Source organism: Candidatus Micrarchaeota archaeon, assembly GCA_028866575.1.
GTDB lineage: Archaea > Micrarchaeota > Micrarchaeia > Micrarchaeales > Micrarchaeaceae > UBA12276.
Genome location: JAGWHU010000001.1, coordinates 20,650 through 39,328, shown reverse-complemented (window position 1 = coordinate 39,328; position 18,679 = coordinate 20,650). Strand labels below are relative to the sequence as shown.

Genomic DNA, 18,679 nt, shown 5'->3' with positions numbered 1-18,679 from the left:
GGCACCAAATGTGTGTTTACCTGCCCCTGCTGCGCCCGGCGGAGCGCCTGTTTTCATAATACGATGCCGCTTTTGCAATCGCAACTATGAGCACGACGCCAGCAAATATGAATTCAATAAGCGATGCCGTTAAGAAAGTAAGGTATGAGTCAACCCCGTATTCCAGATTGATGCTCTGCCGCACCCCGAAATACTCTGCATATCCTGTTGCATATCCATACGGCACGTCGTTGAAGACCCTGCTGCCGGAATTCCCTGAATACGTATTTATGCTTGTATTGTTCTTAAAGGTTATATTCATGCTTGCATTTACCGGAGTCCTGAATATGCTCTGCGTATTTACAATTATGTCGTATACCGGCACCTTGAACGTCACTATCGACGGGGAATCTATGCTGAATTTGTGGTTTGCCGTCACTATTGCTCCCTTGTAGTATATGTATTCTATGTTGTACGGCGAGCCCGGAAATGCGAATATGCTGTTGGAGCTGCTTTGCTGGCCGCTGACATTGTAATAACTCACGTTGCTAAGGGCGTTGCCGCTAGAGTCCTCCGGAACAAGGCCCACTAGGTACTGCCTTTCAAAAACCGCGGAAAGCCTCATCGGCGAGGAGACTACTACTTTCGTGGTGTTGGACTTCGCCCCGTTGCTCCAGTTTTTGAATGCAAGCCTCTCCGTCTGGTTTATCGGCTCAAAGCTCTTTTGCAAGGATACAGTCGCTGTGCTGTTTGCATCGTACCACCCGCTCCCGATGGCATTGCCGTACTGCGAAGTCGCGTTGAGGTAGTATTGTATCATCCATACCGCATGCACCTCTCTTGGCCTGTCAAGATATATGCTTGTCCTGCCCGAAGAGACGTTGTTGCTCCATCCTTCAAATACCGCACGCGAGCCCTGGCCTATCATTATGATGTTTGAATTCAACGACAGGTAGGCTGTGCTGTTTGCATCGTACCACCCGTTTCCGGAAAGCCTGCCGTACTGCGAAGTCGCGTTGAGGTAGTACTGCCTCGTCCATTTTGCAGTTTCGGTGACGTTGTCGTAAAGCGTTATGTAGACCTTCTCCTGTATGCCCGTATACGAGCTGAATCCGGTGCCTGTCCATCCGTTGAAAACCTCCCTTACTCCGCTGCTTACGTTCACTGTTGGAGGCGCATACAGCGGCACCTGGGAATATGCTATGTAGTTTCCTGCTCCTGTTATGTTACCATAGGCGGAATACACAGCTACGGAGTATCCAGTCTTCCACAATACGGCGGAGTTCTTGACGCGCTGGACGTTTGAGCCTACGACGAAATAGTTCGAGTAGTTTTTCACCTCTGCGACGCTGTACGGATTGGTCAGCGCGGTAAGGCTCGAAACCCCGTACCCTATGGATGCATAGCCTTCAGGGACAAGCCTGGAGCTGTTCCCTATGTAATACAGCAGGTCCCTGAACGTGACGTTTTTAAGCGGCCATTTGTTGGTGTTGGTATCTGCATATTCTGCAAAAGCCGACGGCGAATTGTGTCCGGAATTGTCAGTACCGAGATTTATTGTCCCTATCAGCTGGTCGTTGAAATACGCATTCCATACGTTGCCCGAAGACCTGAATGAATACTCGTTGAATGAGCCCCCGGGCCCAGCGGATCCATTTGGTCCTATCCCGCCGCAGAAGGAGTCGTTAGTGCTTCCAGGGCCGAAATATTCCCAGAACCAGGTGGGAACGCCGGCATGCAGGTAAACGCTCTTCGTCGAATTCATGCACGAGGAAGAATAGTATCCTGTAGCATTTGTTATCTCATAGCCTACCTGTATGAATGCCCCGTTTGACAGGTCCTCCCCCACCCAGAAACCCAGGGATCCGTTAGTGGCATTCTGGTAAACCGTCTGTATGGAAATCGCCGCGCCGCTGTTTAAAACCGCGCCTCCCGAGCCCCTTGCTCCGCTCTGGAACCAGTACTGCGCTGACGCTACATTTACCAGCATCAGCGCTGCAAAAACTGCAAAGGTCGCGTAATTAAAGAGATTATACTTTCGCATAATCTATACCTAACCGATTAAGTTCTCTAACTATCATTTCTCTTCCAACCGCTTTTATGCTTTTCCATTCTATTACTGCAATTTCGGCACCGATGTCACTCCTCTCAAACGCGCTGCCGAGCATGTCGATGCACGCTATGTGGTATTTGGGCATTATGTGAGAGAATGCATATTTGCCCTCAAGCGCGAGTCTTGTGAATTTTTCAGGGTAGTGCATGCCCCCTATCCCTACCGCTATTTTGTCGTACTCTGGCTCTTCATCCAGCGAAACTGCTATCGCAGAAGCGATGAGCTTGGCATGCGCCACGCTTTTCATCATGTCCTCGTTTCCCCCCAGCTCGACAAAAAACGACGGATTATCAAGATACGGGCCGTGATGCGTGGCCTCATACGTGGTGCCCATGCCAGAAATGTTCATCCTGCCTATGGCACCAAGCACCTTAATCATGCCCACTGGCGATGAAACGCTCAGGGATTTTGGCCTTCCGCCAAGCGGATTCTCAGATGACCAGTTTCCCTCCGCATGTACTGTAAACGAGGCTATGCCCATGCTGCTGCTATGCCTGCTCAGGAATATCGCCGTGTCGTCAAGTATGCCGTCAAGCGACTCCGCATGCACGAGCGCGTCACTTATCTCTATCATCCTTATCCTGTCGGCCACGAAACTCCTCATTCCATGGAAACTTTCTGCTTCCTCAAGGCCCAACTCTGCCTTCAGCGAGCTGGCTATGTTTGATGATGTGACGTCCTTGGAATAAACGAAGCAAACCACTCAAATTCACCTGCCAGGAAGCAACATAAAGGTTTTATAGATGAAATTTATAATATCTAGGGGTACGCGGATGTTGTATAATTACTTTGCACTGGTGGTATTCGTTGCATTTGCTGCTTTTATGCCTGCGTCTTTCATACTCACCTTTAAGCTGATAGGCAGAGGAAGGAAGGGAAACCCTGTGAAGAACGCGCCGTACGAGAGCGGAGAGGAGACCATTGGCAGCAGCAGGGACATAGACAACGAGTACCTCCCGCATTTCATGATATTCCTGCCCTTCGAGGTGATAATGGTGGCGCTGCTACTATGGTCACTCGTTGCAGGAAGCTCCGGATTCGCTGCCGGGATGGCCATGATGGTGCTTGGTGTGCTTTCAACGGCACTGGCCCTCGTGGGATACAGGATCGCAAGTGGTTGAATGGACGACCCAAACAAGGAAGCGCCTTACACGAAAGAGGAATTCATGAATGCAGAGCAGGAAATGAACAAGATACTCGAGGAATCGTCAAAGAAGTACAAGATACCCACAAACGCCGTATTTGCCAAGCTCAGCGACATGTCAAAGGCAACAGCTAAGCCCTTCATAAAATGGGGCAACGAGAAGTCCGTATGGCCCATGCAGTTCGGTCTTGCCTGCTGTGCGATAGAGCTAATGGACTTCGGAGCCTCAAGGATAGATGCCGAAAGGAAGGGATACCTGCTGTTCAGGAGCACGCCCAGGCAGTGCGACGTAATGGTGGTTGCCGGATGGGTGACAAAAGCTATGGTTCCCAGGGTCAAGCGGCTGTACGAGCAGATGTCAAAGCCAAACTACGTAATAGCCTATGGGGAATGTGCAACGTCTGGAGGGCCATGGTGGGAGAGCTACAACATAATACAGGGCATAGACCAGGTATTGCCTGTCGACGTGTATGTTGCAGGATGCCCTCCTAAACCGGAGAACCTTTTTGCGGCGCTCATGAAGCTGCAGGAAAAAATAGGTGGAAAGATTGCAGGAAATTCAGAGAGAAGCATTAGCGAAAACGTTAGGAAAACTGAAAACAGGAGGATTTGACTACCTGAAGAAGATAACGGCTGTCGACTATGTCAGCCATATCGAGGCAGTGTACATACTGTACGGCACCTCAAGCGGCAAGACCGAAATAGTCAAGGTGAAGCTAGATCCGAAAGACCCGTCGATAGAATCCGTAATTGGTATATACAAGGCCGCCGACTGGTACGAGCGTGAAATGGCGGAGATGTTCGGGATAAAGATCACCGGAAGGAAATCCAAGAGGCTTTTGCTGGAGAAATGGAACGGCTCAGAGCCCCCGCTCAGGAAGGGGTTCATTTGGGGCAACCCGAATTACAAGAGGCTGTAGGACATGGCTATAATGAGGATAAACGTGGGGCCGATACATCCAAGCACGCACGGGGTGCTCAGGCTGATAGTTGATGTCGACGGAGATACCGTGCAAAGGGTAGAGCCCCACATCGGATTCCTGCACAGGGGCGTGGAGAAGCTGATGGAAACCAGGATGTACATGCAGAACCCTTCATATACCGAGAAGCTGGATTACATAGCGCCGCTCAGCTGGGACGACCTATACGTATCCGCGGTTGAGAAGGCGATAGGCATAGAGGTAAAGGAAAGGGCGCAATATGCAAGGGCCATACTGCTTGAGTTCCAAAGGATAGCGAGCCATCTGCTTTGGCTCGGAACATTGTGCAACGACATGGGCCAGCTGCTTACGGTTTTCTGCTGGGCCTTCAGGGAAAGAGCGAAGGTGCTGCGCCTTCTTGAGGATGTCTCGGGAGGCAGGATGTTCTACGTCAACCTCAGGCTGGGCGGGCTCAACCAGGAGCTTCCTCCGGATTTTCGGGAAAGGTCGCACTCCCTAGCAGATTACCTCGAAGGGAAGATATTGGAATATCCCGACGTGCTTGAGGGCAATCCTGTATTCATGGAAAGGACCAAGGGCATAGGAAGGCTAAGCAAGGCGGATGCAATAAACTACGGGGTCAGCGGGCCCGTGCTCAGGGCTTCTGGGGTAATGGATGACGCAAGGAAATCAAGCCCGTATTATGTTTATGACAAGGTGAAGTTCAGGGTTCCAACAGGAAGGCAGGGCGACAACTTCGACAGGTACAAGGTTAGGTACGAGGAAATGATCCAGAGCATAAGGATAATACGCAAGCTGCTAGAGATCATGCCCGAGGATGGCGACGTAAAGGGTATGCCCATAAAGCTCATAGGCCCAAGCGCAAAGCCAGACCCGGTTCTTGTAAGCAGGGAGCTTCCAAGGGGTGAAGGTGTGATATACATGATACCAGACAAGCAAAGGCCCTACAGGATATCGCTGAGGTCCCCCACATTTATAAACCTCGCAGTATTAAACGTATTAACGGAAAAGGTAAAGTTCGCTGACATATTCTCAATACTGGGAAGCCTTGATGTGGTATTGGGGGAAGTGGACAAGTGAGTGATCATATGGAAAGGGACCAACTGGAAAAACTGACAAGGGACTACCAGCAACTGCAGGAGCAGCTCCAGGCGCTTGCAATGCAGAAGGAGCAGTTCAAAGGGCAGAAGGAGGAGCTCAAGCAGGCGGTGGAAGAGGCGGAGAAGGCAAAGGGGAAGATATTTCTCGCCATAGGCGGAATAATGGTTGACGTTGACAAGGACACTGCAATCAAGAGCCTCAAGGAAAAGCAGGACTCCAACGCGATGAGGCTCACTATAGTGGAAAAGCAGTTCGACGAGGCCTCAAAGAAGGAGCAGTCCTTGAGAAGCGACATAACAACAGCCCTCAAGGATTTTAAGCAGCAGGATTGAAATGAAAGAGCTAGATTTCGAGTCGCTCAAGCATGCAATAAACGAAATCTCCGGTAAGAAAGTGCTCGTAACTTTCCACTCAATAGGCGACACCGATTCAGTGTCGTCTTCATTCGCAATCCGCAGCATCCTTAAAAATGCCGCCATAGCTACTCCTGATTTCATAACAGGCAATTCACGGCGCATACTCAAGAGATTCGGGTTCGATGATCAATCAGTCAAAACAGAATTCGACAGGAATGCGGATGCGGTTGTGCTCCTTGACGTAAACAATTTTGCGGACTGCGGCGCGTTCAGGAAGGAACTGGAGGGCTTCAGGGGCAGGATAATAATAATCGATCACCATACACCCAACCCGATGGATCAGGACAACGTGTACGTGTTCAACGACGAGTCATATAACTCAACCGCAAGCATCGTATACGAAATTATGAAATCATTGGGCTTCAAGGCAAACGAAAATACATCGAGGCTCATTGCGGCAGGGATAATATCCGATTCCGCGGAGCTAAGAAACGCATTCCCGAACACGTTCGTGCAGCTCGGCGAGCTGTTGCAGAATGGAGGCATGGACTACCAATCGCTACTCCTCGACATGCAGCACATAGCCCCTGTGCATAACAGGGAGGGGTTCATAACAGACCTGTTCAGCTCCAAGATAATCAGGAGCAAGTCGGTTCTAATGCTGTACGGAAGCGCCCATGTGCATGCAAATAAGATAGCAGACGATGCAATAAAGATAGGTGCTGACGTGGCGCTGTTCTACACGTCAAACAACGCTGAAATATCGTTTTCTGCAAGGCTGAGGCCTACGCTTGACAGGGAATACGGGATAAACCTCGGAAGGATCATGAAGTCCCTTGCCCCGTTGGTGAACGGCCAGGGCGGCGGGCACCCATGCGCTGCCGGGGCATACGGCTCAAACAGGGATGGCGCACAATTGCTAATGGAAAGGTTCATTGAGGAAATAAGGGAAAAGACATCCGGAAAGGGAAATGCAGCAGATTAATGCCGCTCATGCGCCCTGCTCCTGCTTCTTGCCCTTGTCTTTCTTTTCTTGGCCCTGCTGCGTCCTTTTCATCGCCTCCTCAAGGCCCATTATGCCTATCGGCGTGGGCATGCTGAATCCCTTGTTCTCCGTAGGTATGAACACTATGAGGTTCTTGCCGCTGGTGCTTATCTCGTACATCACGTTCAGCGCCCTGAGCTGCATCGCATAAGGATCCCTTTCGTATTTTGCCGCTGCCTCTATCATCTTGTCCGCTGCAAGAGATTCGCTCTCCGCAAGTATGACCCTGGCCTGCTTCTCCCTGTCAGACGTGGCGACCCTTGCCATGGCGTTTTGCAGCTCATCAGGTATCTTCACGTCCCTTATCTCCACCGATATCGCGTCTGTGCCCCAGTTCTGTATCCTTTCCTCTATGAGCTCCTGTATGTCCTTCCCGATTATGTCCCTTCCAGCAAGCATGTCGGAAAGCTCGCTTTTTCCTATGATGTCCCTGAGCGCGGTCTGCGACGCAAGCAGAACGGCATCGGTATAGTTCTGCACATTGAGTATCGCGTTCTGCGGGTCATGCACCCTCCAGAAAAGTATCGCATCGACATCCACGGGAACGTTGTCCTTTGTAAGCGTCTTCTCTGCTGTAAACGTGGTGCTTATTACCCTCGTGTCAACGGTTATCGGGGTTGACTCTATGAAGGGCATAATCAGGAAGACGCCTGGCCCTATTATGCCCACGAACTTGCCCAGCCTGAGAACGGCTACCCTGTTCCATTCCTTTATTATTCTCACTGAAACTATCGACACGAATATGATGCCCACAAGGAGCGCTATGAGTGCGCCAACGACGCTTCCAAAATACAATCCCGCAAGTACGAACACGATTATAATGATTAGGTCTGCAATGATTGCAGCAGCGCCGTTATACGAAGCCCCAAGCCCGCCGAACTGCCTCTCCGGATAAATGTCGCCTATGGCTCCGCTCCCTCTGGGCTTATCGCCTGCAATCGGCCTCGCAGTTACTGCCATGAGGATAAAACGCAGCCGATATATTTATTTGTTTCCCAGCCTGCGGCTTAGCCAAGGTATCGTCATCCTTGCCCATAAACTTATTTATAGTACAAGTGGGTAATATATGCATCAAGTTCTTGCGTGGGGAAATGAAAGTTGCAATAGTGTCAGATATGCACATAGGGTACGAGCGCTTCGCCGAGGATGCATACGTACAGGCTAAGGAGGCCCTTGAAAAGGCAAGCGAGCTTGCAGACCTGATAATAATGCCTGGTGACATCTTCGACAAACGCTCCCCGAAGCCAGAAGTAATAGCCCAGGCGATAAACATCTTCAGGGAACTATCGCAAAAGAAATGGGATGCGAAAGTTATAGGCTTCACAGGAAGCAATCTTCACACGGATGTGCCTGTAATCGGAATATCCGGAACCCACGAAAGGACGGCGTTCGGAAAGGAAAACCCGTTCAGCCTTTTGGGACTTGCAGGGCTCGTTGTAGATACCAGCGAGGCGACTACGATAGTGGGCAAAGGCGGCGAAAAGGTCGCGATATTCGGGTTGGGTGGCCTGTCCGAGGAAATGGTTATGGAGTCGCTCAAGGAGCTCAAACCAAGGCCGGTAAGCGGCGCATTCAACATATTCATGTTCCACCAGTCAACGTATGAACTGCTTCCTTTCAGCGAGGATTTCATTCATTATGACGATCTGCCGAAAGGGTTTGACCTGTACGTTGACGGGCACATACACAACATGGTTGAAGCAGACGTGCACGGCAAGAAGCTCCTAATACCTGGAAGCACGGTCCTGACGCAGCTCAAGGACGGCGAGCAGAACGGCAAGGGGTTCATACTGTTTGATACCTCAACCTATAGGTACGAATTCGTAAAGATAAAATCAAGGCCTTTCGTATCGGTAGAACTTGATTTCGATATGGCAAGGCCCAAGGACGTCAAGGAAAGGTGCGAGGGCAAGATCGACGAGATCCTGGACAGGCATGAGACTAAACCGATAATAAGGCTGAAGCTACGCGGCACCATAGAATCCGGTTTCGGGAGCACCGACATGCCATTACAGTCAATACTCATGAAGTATTCCCAAAAAGCGGTAATAGAGATAGACAACTCAAAGCTGTTGAATCCAGAGCTGCAGTCCAGCATAGAGGAGCTTAGGGACAACAAGATAGGGAGCATTCCCGTTAAGGATCTGGGGATGAAGATGCTTTCCGAAAAGCTCAAGGAGCAGAAATTCGACGAAAAAATTGACCACGAGCAGCTCTTCGGCATACTTAGCAACGACTCCAAGAAGGAAAAGGTGCTGAAGGAGGCTATGGAGTTCCTGAACGGAAACGAATAGCTACTTCGCCTTCCTTGCCCTTGGCTCTTCCTTTGGTTTTATTCCGAGCGTCTTGTTTACCTGTGCTGTGTCACTGACGTCTATCTTCTCGTTGAGGAATTCCAGGTGCCTTGCGTTGCATCTCCTCTCCTTGTGCCTTACAGCAGTTATTACGTTGACAAAACCGCCGTCCAGAACCTTTGTTATCACCGCCCTGCTTCCTGCGTCCCTTCCGTATTTCTTTATGCAGACTCTTCCCTGCTCCAATAATGCCATTGTATCACGCGAATTTTTTCTTCATCTTCTCCTGGGTGAGAAATATTACCATGTTGGCGCACTGCCCCGGGGACAGCCTTGACGTGTTGATAAGCAGGTCAAAGCCGCCATGATCATCGATGTCTATGCCGTAAATCTTTTTAAAACGCACCTTATTAAGCTTGTCCTTTTCCTCTACGTATTTCCTTGCCATGACTGCAGAAACCTTCAATTCATCAGCCTTCCTCCTTATTCGCGAGCCAATATCTGCATAGAGCCACACCCTGACACTGGCTTCCTTTATCAGCCACGGGCCTAGCCATGTTGTCACCACGCAATCCTGCTTTCCGGCCTCGCCAACTATATTCCTGTCAAACGACCTTTCAAAGCCCACAGAAGCCTTCCTGGTGAACTCCACAACCTTGGCCTTGCCCGAAAACGCCTTGTGCGTCTTCCATATGTGCCTTATACCGAGCATCTTTCCTATCTTCCTGCCCAGCGTGGTTTTGCCTGATCCAGTAAGGCCAGATATGGTTATTATTAGCCTAGGCATTGGTACGCCCCTAAGGGCCTAGTGCGCTACAAGCTGCAGCACGTATGCACGCTGCCTTATGCTTATGTCGTCAAGCTTCATCTCGCCCTGCTCAACCCTGCTGCCGAGCTTAACAACGTCAGCCGTGCAGTTTGCGCAGAGTACGCCCCCGAACAGCCTGCTGTTTGTCCTCCTTGACCTCCCTCCCTTCTTTGAATTTATGCTTATCCCGTTGAGCTCGACCCTGCATATTGCGCAGTGCGGGAACTCGTTCTTTGCCCTCTTGAAATGCACAACGTGCCTTCCCTTGAGCGTTATCCTGTCAGATCTCTTGAAACTTCTTGATCTGTGCATTGGTTTTGGCATAATCACACCTTGTTAAACAACTATATTAGCATTGAAAGGTTTATTGATTGTTCTGCGGGCCGTTATTACCAGAATATTTCTGGTCTATGATCTTCTCGTCCTTCCTGAACTCCCTCTCCTCCTTCAGCATCTTCCTGTCGTAGATGAATATAACTATCGCGGTTATGATGCCTATTATGAACACGAGTATGAAGAACAGGCTCTTCGAGGCAGAAACATACTTGGAAAGGAGCGGCATGTGCGGTATTACGACATAGTACGTGAGTATAAGCAGCGGGAAAATTACAATCATGGGCTTCATGCTGCTCTTCATCTGCTCGCCGAGAAGCGGCATTATCTCCCTCTGCTTCTTCATCAGCTCCTCCTGCGGCGCATTGCTTTTCATCATGCTGTTCAATTCCTTCTGCAGCGCCTGCACCTTGGATTGGATCTCCCTCATCCTCTTCGGGTTGCTGAGAAGCCTCTGCGCGGCGATTGATATTCCTGTATACGCCAATGCCATTACTATTATTATTATCTCGACATTTGTGGGGAGTGAAGGTATTGAAGGTATAAGGCCCATTTAAGCACCGAAAATATCTTTAAGATGGGATTTTGTCTGCTTTATGCTCTCCCTGAGCTTGCCCTGCTCGTTGAAAACCACGTAAAGCGGCATGTCGAAGTATGTGGAGCAGGTCGAAAGTATGGAAAGGTTTATCTCCCTCTGCACGTCTATGAAATCAAGCCTCTCGTTTTCCCTCCTGCGGGTCCTGTCCGACTTCCTCCTTTTAGCTATGTCGCTTGTAAGGGAATCTATGTATACGAACCCCACTAGCCTCTTGAGGTGGTTTATGTGGCTTACCGCAAATCCCGGAAGGTACCTGCCGTTCTCCTCGACAGTCGCATGCGTGTCAAGTATTATGTTGCCGTTCATTTTGGATATCCTTTGAAACGTTAAGATCTGGAGCTCGTTTACCCTTTCCCTGCTCATGAAACGCAGCTCGTCCCTGTCCTTCACGTATTTTTTGCTCAATGCAATGTCCATCATGAGGGTTCCCATGTTCAGGACCTTGTATTTCCTGTCCTTTGCAATGGAATTTACTATGGTGCTCTTTCCCGCACCAGGGGAACCGCAAACGAAGACTATCTTATTTGCCATGAAAGACTAACTCATTCAAATTGTTTAGAGGGAATCAGTCCATCTCCCCTCCCATGCCGCCCATCCCTCCGGGGCCTCCCATTCCTCCTCCTCTGGCCTTGCCCTTTGAGCTTATCATGTCATCTATCCTTAGGATTATCTCTGCGGCCTCGCTGGCGCTGTCAATCGCCTGGCTCTTTATCTTCAGGGGCTCGTAGACGCCGTTCCTGCTCATGTCCCCTACGGTATTCCGGAATATGTCCACTCCGTATACGCTGCCTTCCTTTGACTTGTGCTTGCTCCTCAATTGCACGAGCGTGTCTATCGCGTCCATTCCTGCGCTTTCGGACAGCGTCTTTGGTATCGCTTCGAGTGCATCGGCAAACTTCTGTATAGCGAGCTGCTCGCGCCCTCCTACATCGCCGGAATATGACCTGAGCCCGTTGGCCAGGTCTATCTCTATGCTTCCGCCGCCTATCACGTATTTGCCGTCCTCTATCACGCTTGACACAGCGCCTATCACGTCCGTTATCGATCGCTCTGCCTCGTCTACCACGTGCTCGCTGCCTCCCCTTATGAATATCGTAACGCTCTTCGGGTCCTTGCACTTCTCAACGAACACCATCTGCTCCCCGCTTATCTTCCTCTCCTCCACTATCCCTGCATAGCCAAGGTCCTCGGAGCCTAGATCGTCAAGGCTTGTGACTATCTTAGCCTGGGTCGCCCTTCCGAGCTTCTCCATGTCGCTCTTCTTGACGCGCCTGACCGCTATAATCCCAGCCTTTGCAAGGAAGTGCTGCGCCACGTCGTCTATCCCCTTCTGCGTGAAAACCACAGTGGCCCCGCTCTTCGATATCTTCTCAACCATTTCCTTCAGCGTCCTTTCCTCCTGCTGCAGGAACGCCTGCATCTGGTCTGGCGATGTTATCTCTATTCTTGCATCCGTTTCCGTCTTCTCTATTTCAAGCGCTATGTCCAGTATGGCTATCTTGGCGTTCTTCATGGACTTGGGCATCCCGGGATGGGCTATCTCCTTGTCTATCAGGACCCCGTTTATGAACTGCGTGTCAGCTATGCTTCCGCCTGCCTTTTTCTCGACCTTTATGAAGTCGTGGTCTATGACGACCTTGCCCTCGGCATTCTTCTCCATTACCTGCCTTACCGCCTTTATTATCATCTTCCCGAGCACCAATTTCGTATTTTCGTCCCCTACGTTTTTCGAGCCCATGGATACCATGGCTATCTTCTCCAACGTCTTGTCGTCGTTCAGATCCACGCTCCTGGCGCGGCTCAAAAGCAGGTCGTTTGCCTTGCTTGCGGCCATCTTGTATCCGCGTATTATCGTAGTGGGATGTATACCCTGCTCAAGAAGGTCCCCTGCGCCTTTCAGTAGCTCTCCTGCAAGTATTACCACGCTGGTTGTCCCGTCGCCTACCTCCTTGTCCTGCGTCTTTGCTATGTTAACCATTATCTTCGCAACGGGGTGCTCCACGTTCATTTCCTCAAGTATCGTTGCGCCGTCATTCGTTATCACCACGTCCCCGAGGTCGCTCACCATCATCTTGTCCATCCCCTTTGGGCCAAGCGTGGTCTTTACTGCGCCTGCAACGGCCACAGCTACCGCAATGTTCGTCCTCTGCGCGTCCCTGCCTATGAGCCTTGTGGCTCCGTCGGGAAGCAATAGAACCTGTTGTCCGCCTAGATTATTTTCTGCCATAAATTTCACCTATTGAGTGTAAGCATTATCAGATAACAAGAAAACTTCAAAAATAGCCGGCAAGATGCGCACAGCCTTATCTTATACAATAATTATTGGGGTTAAACATTTATATATATTGCTCCGATAAAGCGGCACCGCACTGGTATAAATATATTGGATGCATAATCAAAAATGTGGTAAAATGGCTGAAAAGTACAACGAAAGCAATAGACCAGACGCAGATATGATGGACCTGCTCAAGAGGAAGCTGCCTCAAAAAAGCTTCGATGAATTCAGGGATTTTGTCTCAAGCATAGGCCATATAAGCTTCCTTAGGCCAAACCCCGCGGACAAGCCAAGCCAAAAATGGGTTATTTTCCAGGAAGATACCGTAGAGAAGGCGAGGACCGCGGCGCGCTCCGCGGCAGAAGTAAGGGGCGTTTCATGGGTATCAACGGCAGTGGCGCTGAGGGGGGCTGCAGCGGATCTGCGAATAGTGGATTCGTTCGACAGGGCCATGGGCATCGTTTCATACACTGTCAGGACTTCCGTAAGCGGCGCAAGCAAGGACGTGATCACTGACCTTATAGCTGCAACGACCTTGAAGGCAGGGCTAATACTGGTGGGCGACCATGACTTCAAGGACAGGAAAAGCAGGGAAAGGGGCATAAACGAGCGCTTTGAGGCCACCTGCATGGGCTACGGCGTTGCCGCATACACCAACGGTAAGCTGTACGCATACTGCAAAAAGCCGGCGCAGAAAATACTAAGGAAATAACATACTGCTACGGCCCTTTCCCATCAAAGCTTCCGGGAAGTTTTATCACTATTCCCTCGAACGTCTTGTATATCTCATCGTCCTCGAGAACTGGAACCTTCCCGGTATCGCTGTAGGAATTGAACCTGCCATCAAGTTTTACGACCCCGAGAAGCCCGGTATCAAGGGCGCTGATCACGTCCCTTGTGCTCTTGCTTTCGCTGCCGTCTGACATGTTCTCCACAACGCCCAATATCGCGATGTTGAGCTTCTTCGCCATAATGCCAGATCTTATCGAATTTATCGAAGCTATCCTTTGCGGGGTAGTCACTATGACGAAGCCGTCAAGATCCAGGACCTGCATTATTGTCAATGGGGTGTCGCTTGACCCAGGGGGAAGGTCCAATATCAGGTAGTCGAGGTTACCCCAGTCTGTATTCTCGAAGAATTCGCCAAGCATCTTGACCATCATCGGTCCCCTCCATATTATGGGCCTTTCTGGATTTGTGGCCAGCATGGATGTCGACGCTATCTTTACTCCATATTTCTCAACAGGCTTGAGCGGCATCTTGGAGGTGTCGAACTTGTCCTCCGAGCCCACGAAAAGGGCCACGTTCGGCGTGTCTATATCAGCATCCAGGAGTCCCACCCTGAAGCCCATCTCGGCAAGCGTATACGCTATGTTTACGGCAACCGTGGTCTTGCCTACGCCCCCCTTGGCGCTATAGACTCCTATCTTGTGGGATATGTTGGAAAGCTTCTCCTTCAGCCTCTCCTTTTGCCTTATTACCCCTACGAAGGACGGGTGCATCCCAACGGGCCTTTCTGCATTGCCTGTTTCTTCCATATGCTCATACCATTGTTGTTTCAAATTTATATTACATTTCATTTTCATTGGTAATTATGCTGAAAAATAGCTCCCGCCAAAAAGAAATAGTGTTAAATAGCTTTCTAATCATAAAATAACCTGTAGTGAAAAATCTATTTGTAAGGCGAGAAAATGAAGATAAGTGATTTGAAAGTCGGTGCCAGCAATGTTACTATTCAGGCAAAGGTAACACAGAAGGACTCCCCCAGGGAGGTAGTGACAAAGTATGGCAAGAGGCTCAGCGTTGCAAACATAACGCTTCAGGACGACACCGGCTCTATAGCAATGTCATTATGGGGCAATGATATAAGCACCGTGGACGTAGGGGACACGATAGAAGTTACCAATGGGTACGTGAACGAGTTCAGGGGCACGCCGCAGCTTGCTTCAGGCAAGTTCGGCAAGATAACCGTAGTCGAGAAGGGATCCGGCGGCGGCTCGGAGGAGTCCGAATACAGCGAGTCGGAGGAGGAAATGGACGAGCCCGAAGAATAAATCATTCGGGATTGCTTCTTTTTTTGGCTTTATCTCCTAAGGCAACCAAGGAAAAGTCCCTCATACTGCTTGGATATATTGTCCCAGTCGTGGTACTTTATGATGCGCTTCCTTCCCTTGCTTGCCAATTTTGAGGCATCATCACCGTTTTCCAGCACGTATTTTACCATCTTTTTGATGCTACGATGATCTCCTGGTTTCGCGTATATACCGCAATTTCCTGCGATCTCCGGCATGCCTCCTATTCTTGATATGACTGAAGGCAATTCGCACGATAGCGCCTCCAGAAGCGCAAGCCCGGCAGGCTCGTACAGCGAGGGAAGCGAGAATATGTCGCATGCGTTATAGTAGTAGGGCAAATTGTCGTCATCTATTCCATATGTTATCCTGAACCTTCTTTCGACACCCATTTTCTTTGCCATGCTGTAGAGCTGCCTCCTCAAAGGGCCCTTCCCGATGATGAGCATGTTCAGGTCTTCGTGGTCCCTGGTCACCAATTCGGCAAACGCGTGCAAAAGGTACTTCTGGCCCTTTTGCGTTACCAGCCTTCCATTGCAGAGTATATTCGTGCTATCCGCGCCAAATCCCATCCTTTTCGATATCCTTGCAACACTTTCATTGCGCTTGCCAAGCCTTCTGAACCTCCTGTAATCGACCCCGTTGAAGACAAGGTGCGTCTTGTGCCGCTCCGACCTTGGTATCGTGGTGTTTATTGTGCTGGTCGAAACCCCTGTTATTATGTCAGCGGCGTGCATCAGCTTCCTTCCCCAGATCCTGTCGTAAAATTCACCGAGCTCGTCGGTCAGCGGGTCTATGTTCTTCGGGAGCGCGTTGTGTATCGTAAGGGCTATCTTCCTGTCCATTCCCTTTATCACCTTTACGCTGTCTTCAAAGAACTGGTACCTATTGTTTATGTGGTATATGTCGCCCCTCTCCCGTTCCAGCGCCCTTTTGAGGCCGTCAAAAAAGAGGAAAGGCATGGGGAATATCGGCACATGCTCCTGGAAAGTCCTCAAGCGAACCACCCTTATCCCAAAGACCTCCTCCACCGAATGCCTGTTGTTATCCAACGGTGCAGAAGTTATTACAGTTATGTTGTGCCTTTTGGCGAGCCTCCTGTATACCTCAAGCAGTACCTTTTCAGTACCTCCCTTGTAAGGGTAAAAGAACGGATTGAGAACGCATATATCCAAGAATAATCACCGATAAGCAACCTTATCCAAAAGCAAATGCATAAGGGATGAAATATAGTATTGGACGGCAATACTTTAAATGTATAAGCAAGGCTTAAATAAAATGATAGCAATTGAATATGCTGAAACCGTTTCAAGACAACGTATATATATGGTTTCAGGATTAGTAATGCGCGTGTAATGATGAAAAAGAACGTAATTGTAATACTAATGGATACTGCAAGGGCTAGCGACATATACGGAAACAGCTCCCTGGGTACGCTGGATGGCATTTCAAGGAACGCAACGAAGTACGAGTGCGCCGTTTCGCCAGGTACGTGGACGGCGCCAGCACACGCAGCGCTATTTACCGACAGGAGGGTATCAAAGATAAGGCATGTGTCAAAGAACTTCCTCAGCAACGGCACGTACAAGATGGAGCCATGGATGGTCAAGACAAAGTTCCTTGGTGAGAACACGGAGACCATTGCAAAAAAGGTATCTGTTTACGGCTACCAGTCCGTTCTATTGTCAAACAACCCGTTCCTCACCAGCTACACGAACCTTGCATTGGGATTCGATAGAATACACGACATATGGCTGTCATCGAACGTAAAATACAACAGGTCATTCGCAAAAAGGTTCAACTTCATACTTGACGGCGGGGCAAGCTCGTTTGCGAGGATGATGGACATGGGATATGCAGCGACGAGGTGGATGCCAAGCGAAATGATGGACAAGGTATACATCAGGCTAAGAAAGAAGATGGCCACCTCGGCTTCCAAAGTAGACGGGACCTACATGATGGACAGGGGGGCAAACGACACGATAAAACTGCTGGAGGAGCATTTCACGTACAACTACAACTACAAGCCGCAATTCATGTTCATAAACTACATGGAGGCTCACGAAAACTATCCTGTGAATGACATGAAGGTGCCCCAGGACAAGTGGCTATACCTTAGCGGCCTCGAAGAGATGAGCGATTACAACATGCACCAGCTCCACATTGCCTACCTCAAAAGGCTGAAGTACCTTGACAGGAAAGTGAATGCAACCATATCAATGCTCAAGGAGAAGGGAATCCTGGATAACGCAACCATAATAATAACTTCGGACCACGGACAGTTCTTCGGGGAGCACAACATGCTCTATCATTCGCTGCCGCCATACGAGAGCGTTTCAAGGGTGCCATTGATAGCCGCAAACTATGAAAACGGCAAGCTTATCCGCATGAAGGACAGCGTCGATACTCCTGTTTCGATATCGGCCCTGCACAACTCAATACTAAACCTTGCATCGGGAAGGTATGATTACCTTAACGGTAACCTAAGGAAGGACAGGTATGTCTTTTGCGAGCATACTGGTATAAGCGAAGGCTGGGACGAGAAGCTTCTCAGGATGCTGTCCCCAAGATCGAAGAGCGCGGCAGGCATACTGAAGGCCAAGCGGCATTACAACAACAAAGTAACTGCGGTTTACAGCGGCAGAATGAAGCTGATCCACTATTTCGGGAGAAAAAAGGACGAACTATACGACATAAAGAAAGATCCCAATGAAAGCTCGAACGTGATAGACAGCAACAGGAGCATAGCCCTGTCAATGGTCAGCTCAATGCATAACTGAGCTGGCAAATCAGCCCAGTACCTTCCTTACATAAGGCTGCTTGCACGCATATGCCGTTGAATTTAGCGTCTGGTTGCTCGCACATATATATGCCGTGAATATGTTTGCATTTCCTATTATCTCCTGCGCGACTACGGAATTCTGGTTCGAAAGATCCGCAAGCACCTGGCTCCAGTCCTCTCCTTGGATTATCTGCGGGCTTATCACTGAGCCGCTCTGCACTGTGCTATTTGCAAAATCGATGAAGGGTATCCCGCCCCCTGAATATCTAGCCAAAAGGAACTGGTCTTTCTGGGTGAAATTCACTGACGTTATGTTCTGTTCATTCCTGTCATATAATTCGAAAGCATCAAAGCTGACAAGGCTGCTGCTGTATCCGTAACCAGAGAACGAGAATGTCGCGGTATTCGGATATATGTCCCTGCTCGTAGACTCCATGTAGTTCAGGCTTGTGAAGTTGCCGAACCTCATAAGCGCAAGTATGAGTCCCCACCTTGTGATTGCGCAATACGGGCAGTAGTCCCCTCCTACGTAGAGTATCTCCGGCTTTCCGTTTGAGGTTAGCGGTGTTGCATTTACGTGCTTGGGCAGGTTTGCCTGCGGTCCTGGGACTATGGCTCCTGTGCCTATGTTGTCCGCAAGCGTATAATTATTGGCTATATTGTACATTCCCTGGATGTAGGATCCGCTTACCTGCTTCCCGCAAGCGCTGCACCCAGAAGACCTGAGCAGCACATATGCCGCTATCCCTATTACGACTATAACCCCGACTATTATGTAAATCAAGTATTCCTTTTTCATCCCACTACCTGATAATTAATATGATATGGATTAGATAGC

At 49.7% G+C, this 18,679-nt stretch carries 21 protein-coding genes and 1 pseudogene; 10 read left to right on the top strand and 12 right to left on the bottom strand.

From position 1 onward, the window contains the following. Window positions 1-16 precede the first annotated feature (16 nt). Complete coding sequence (locus tag KGI06_00250; protein ID MDE1870658.1) at window positions 17-2,023, bottom strand: hypothetical protein; 2,007 nt, start codon at window positions 2,021-2,023, stop codon at window positions 17-19. Next, window positions 2,010-2,795, bottom strand: coding sequence for a hypothetical protein (locus KGI06_00245; GenBank protein MDE1870657.1), 786 nt, complete (start codon window positions 2,793-2,795; stop codon window positions 2,010-2,012). The genes KGI06_00250 and KGI06_00245 overlap by 14 nt, the downstream gene beginning before the upstream one ends. Window positions 2,796-2,916: 121 nt before the next feature. Here KGI06_00245 and KGI06_00240 point away from each other — a divergent pair, with 121 nt between their 5' ends. The 6 genes from KGI06_00240 to KGI06_00215 are packed head-to-tail and all read left to right on the top strand — an operon-like array spanning window position 2,917 to window position 6,619. Continuing rightward, window positions 2,917-3,213, top strand: coding sequence for an NADH-quinone oxidoreductase subunit A (locus KGI06_00240; protein MDE1870656.1), 297 nt, complete (start codon window positions 2,917-2,919; stop codon window positions 3,211-3,213). 45 nt (window positions 3,214-3,258) lie between these two features. Further along, window positions 3,259-3,849: an NADH-quinone oxidoreductase subunit NuoB gene (nuoB, locus tag KGI06_00235; GenBank protein ID MDE1870655.1), complete on the top strand. Its 591-nt coding sequence runs from the start codon at window positions 3,259-3,261 to the stop codon at window positions 3,847-3,849. Further along, window positions 3,785-4,156: an NADH-quinone oxidoreductase subunit C gene (locus KGI06_00230; GenBank protein MDE1870654.1), complete on the top strand. Its 372-nt coding sequence runs from the start codon at window positions 3,785-3,787 to the stop codon at window positions 4,154-4,156. The genes nuoB and KGI06_00230 overlap by 65 nt, the downstream gene beginning before the upstream one ends. 3 nt (window positions 4,157-4,159) lie before the next feature. Next, on the top strand, window positions 4,160-5,257 hold the full coding sequence (locus KGI06_00225) for an NADH-quinone oxidoreductase subunit D (GenBank protein ID MDE1870653.1): 1,098 nt from the start codon (window positions 4,160-4,162) through the stop codon (window positions 5,255-5,257). A gap of 8 nt (window positions 5,258-5,265) precedes the next feature. Further along, complete coding sequence (locus KGI06_00220) at window positions 5,266-5,610, top strand: prefoldin subunit (protein MDE1870652.1); 345 nt, start codon at window positions 5,266-5,268, stop codon at window positions 5,608-5,610. A gap of 1 nt (window position 5,611) precedes the next feature. After that, window positions 5,612-6,619, top strand: a complete 1,008-nt coding sequence (locus KGI06_00215; GenBank protein MDE1870651.1) for a DHH family phosphoesterase — start codon at window positions 5,612-5,614, stop codon at window positions 6,617-6,619. A gap of 6 nt (window positions 6,620-6,625) precedes the next feature. Here the strand turns inward: KGI06_00215 and KGI06_00210 are convergent, their stop codons facing one another. Further along, complete coding sequence (locus tag KGI06_00210; GenBank protein ID MDE1870650.1) at window positions 6,626-7,639, bottom strand: slipin family protein; 1,014 nt, start codon at window positions 7,637-7,639, stop codon at window positions 6,626-6,628. Window positions 7,640-7,770: 131 nt separating this feature from the next. Here KGI06_00210 and KGI06_00205 point away from each other — a divergent pair, with 131 nt between their 5' ends. After that, window positions 7,771-8,973, top strand: a complete 1,203-nt coding sequence (locus KGI06_00205; protein ID MDE1870649.1) for a metallophosphoesterase family protein — start codon at window positions 7,771-7,773, stop codon at window positions 8,971-8,973. A gap of 75 nt (window positions 8,974-9,048) precedes the next feature. Here the strand turns inward: KGI06_00205 and KGI06_00200 are convergent. From KGI06_00200 to KGI06_00175, 6 genes and pseudogenes are all read right to left on the bottom strand, one after another. Then, window positions 9,049-9,228: pseudogene (locus KGI06_00200) on the bottom strand (50S ribosomal protein L14e). A 4-nt stretch (window positions 9,229-9,232) separates the two neighbouring features. After that, a complete protein-coding gene (locus KGI06_00195) occupies window positions 9,233-9,760 on the bottom strand; it encodes a cytidylate kinase family protein (GenBank protein MDE1870648.1) in 528 nt (175 codons plus the stop codon). Window positions 9,761-9,778: 18 nt separating this feature from the next. Further along, window positions 9,779-10,105: a 50S ribosomal protein L34e gene (gene rpl34e / locus KGI06_00190; GenBank protein MDE1870647.1), complete on the bottom strand. Its 327-nt coding sequence runs from the start codon at window positions 10,103-10,105 to the stop codon at window positions 9,779-9,781. A gap of 40 nt (window positions 10,106-10,145) precedes the next feature. Next, entirely contained in the window at window positions 10,146-10,667 is a 522-nt protein-coding gene (locus KGI06_00185) for a DUF106 domain-containing protein (protein ID MDE1870646.1), read from the bottom strand. Next, window positions 10,668-11,243, bottom strand: a complete 576-nt coding sequence (locus KGI06_00180) for an AAA family ATPase (GenBank protein ID MDE1870645.1) — start codon at window positions 11,241-11,243, stop codon at window positions 10,668-10,670. A 34-nt stretch (window positions 11,244-11,277) separates the two neighbouring features. Then, window positions 11,278-12,939: a TCP-1/cpn60 chaperonin family protein gene (locus KGI06_00175; GenBank protein MDE1870644.1), complete on the bottom strand. Its 1,662-nt coding sequence runs from the start codon at window positions 12,937-12,939 to the stop codon at window positions 11,278-11,280. Between the two features lie 184 nt (window positions 12,940-13,123). Here KGI06_00175 and KGI06_00170 point away from each other — a divergent pair, with 184 nt between their 5' ends. Continuing rightward, window positions 13,124-13,699: a hypothetical protein gene (locus KGI06_00170; protein MDE1870643.1), complete on the top strand. Its 576-nt coding sequence runs from the start codon at window positions 13,124-13,126 to the stop codon at window positions 13,697-13,699. A 7-nt stretch (window positions 13,700-13,706) separates the two neighbouring features. On the opposite strand, the gene KGI06_00165 is transcribed toward KGI06_00170, so the two are convergent. Beyond that, complete coding sequence (locus KGI06_00165; protein ID MDE1870642.1) at window positions 13,707-14,525, bottom strand: P-loop NTPase; 819 nt, start codon at window positions 14,523-14,525, stop codon at window positions 13,707-13,709. Window positions 14,526-14,678: 153 nt separating this feature from the next. On the opposite strand from KGI06_00165, the gene KGI06_00160 reads away from it, so the two are divergent. Continuing rightward, the gene (locus tag KGI06_00160) at window positions 14,679-15,041 is read left to right on the top strand and encodes a DNA-binding protein (GenBank protein MDE1870641.1); all 363 of its coding nucleotides are present in this window, start codon (window positions 14,679-14,681) and stop codon (window positions 15,039-15,041) included. 29 nt (window positions 15,042-15,070) lie between these two features. Here KGI06_00160 and KGI06_00155 read toward each other — a convergent pair whose 3' ends face one another. Further along, complete coding sequence (locus KGI06_00155; GenBank protein MDE1870640.1) at window positions 15,071-16,234, bottom strand: glycosyltransferase family 4 protein; 1,164 nt, start codon at window positions 16,232-16,234, stop codon at window positions 15,071-15,073. Window positions 16,235-16,417: 183 nt separating this feature from the next. On the opposite strand from KGI06_00155, the gene KGI06_00150 reads away from it, so the two are divergent. Beyond that, window positions 16,418-17,839 carry a sulfatase-like hydrolase/transferase gene (locus KGI06_00150; protein ID MDE1870639.1) on the top strand — a complete coding sequence of 474 codons (1,422 nt, stop codon included), beginning with the start codon at window positions 16,418-16,420 and terminating at the stop codon, window positions 17,837-17,839. A 9-nt stretch (window positions 17,840-17,848) separates the two neighbouring features. Here KGI06_00150 and KGI06_00145 read toward each other — a convergent pair whose 3' ends face one another. Further along, window positions 17,849-18,640 carry a DUF929 family protein gene (locus tag KGI06_00145; protein ID MDE1870638.1) on the bottom strand — a complete coding sequence of 264 codons (792 nt, stop codon included), beginning with the start codon at window positions 18,638-18,640 and terminating at the stop codon, window positions 17,849-17,851. Window positions 18,641-18,679 lie beyond the last annotated feature (39 nt).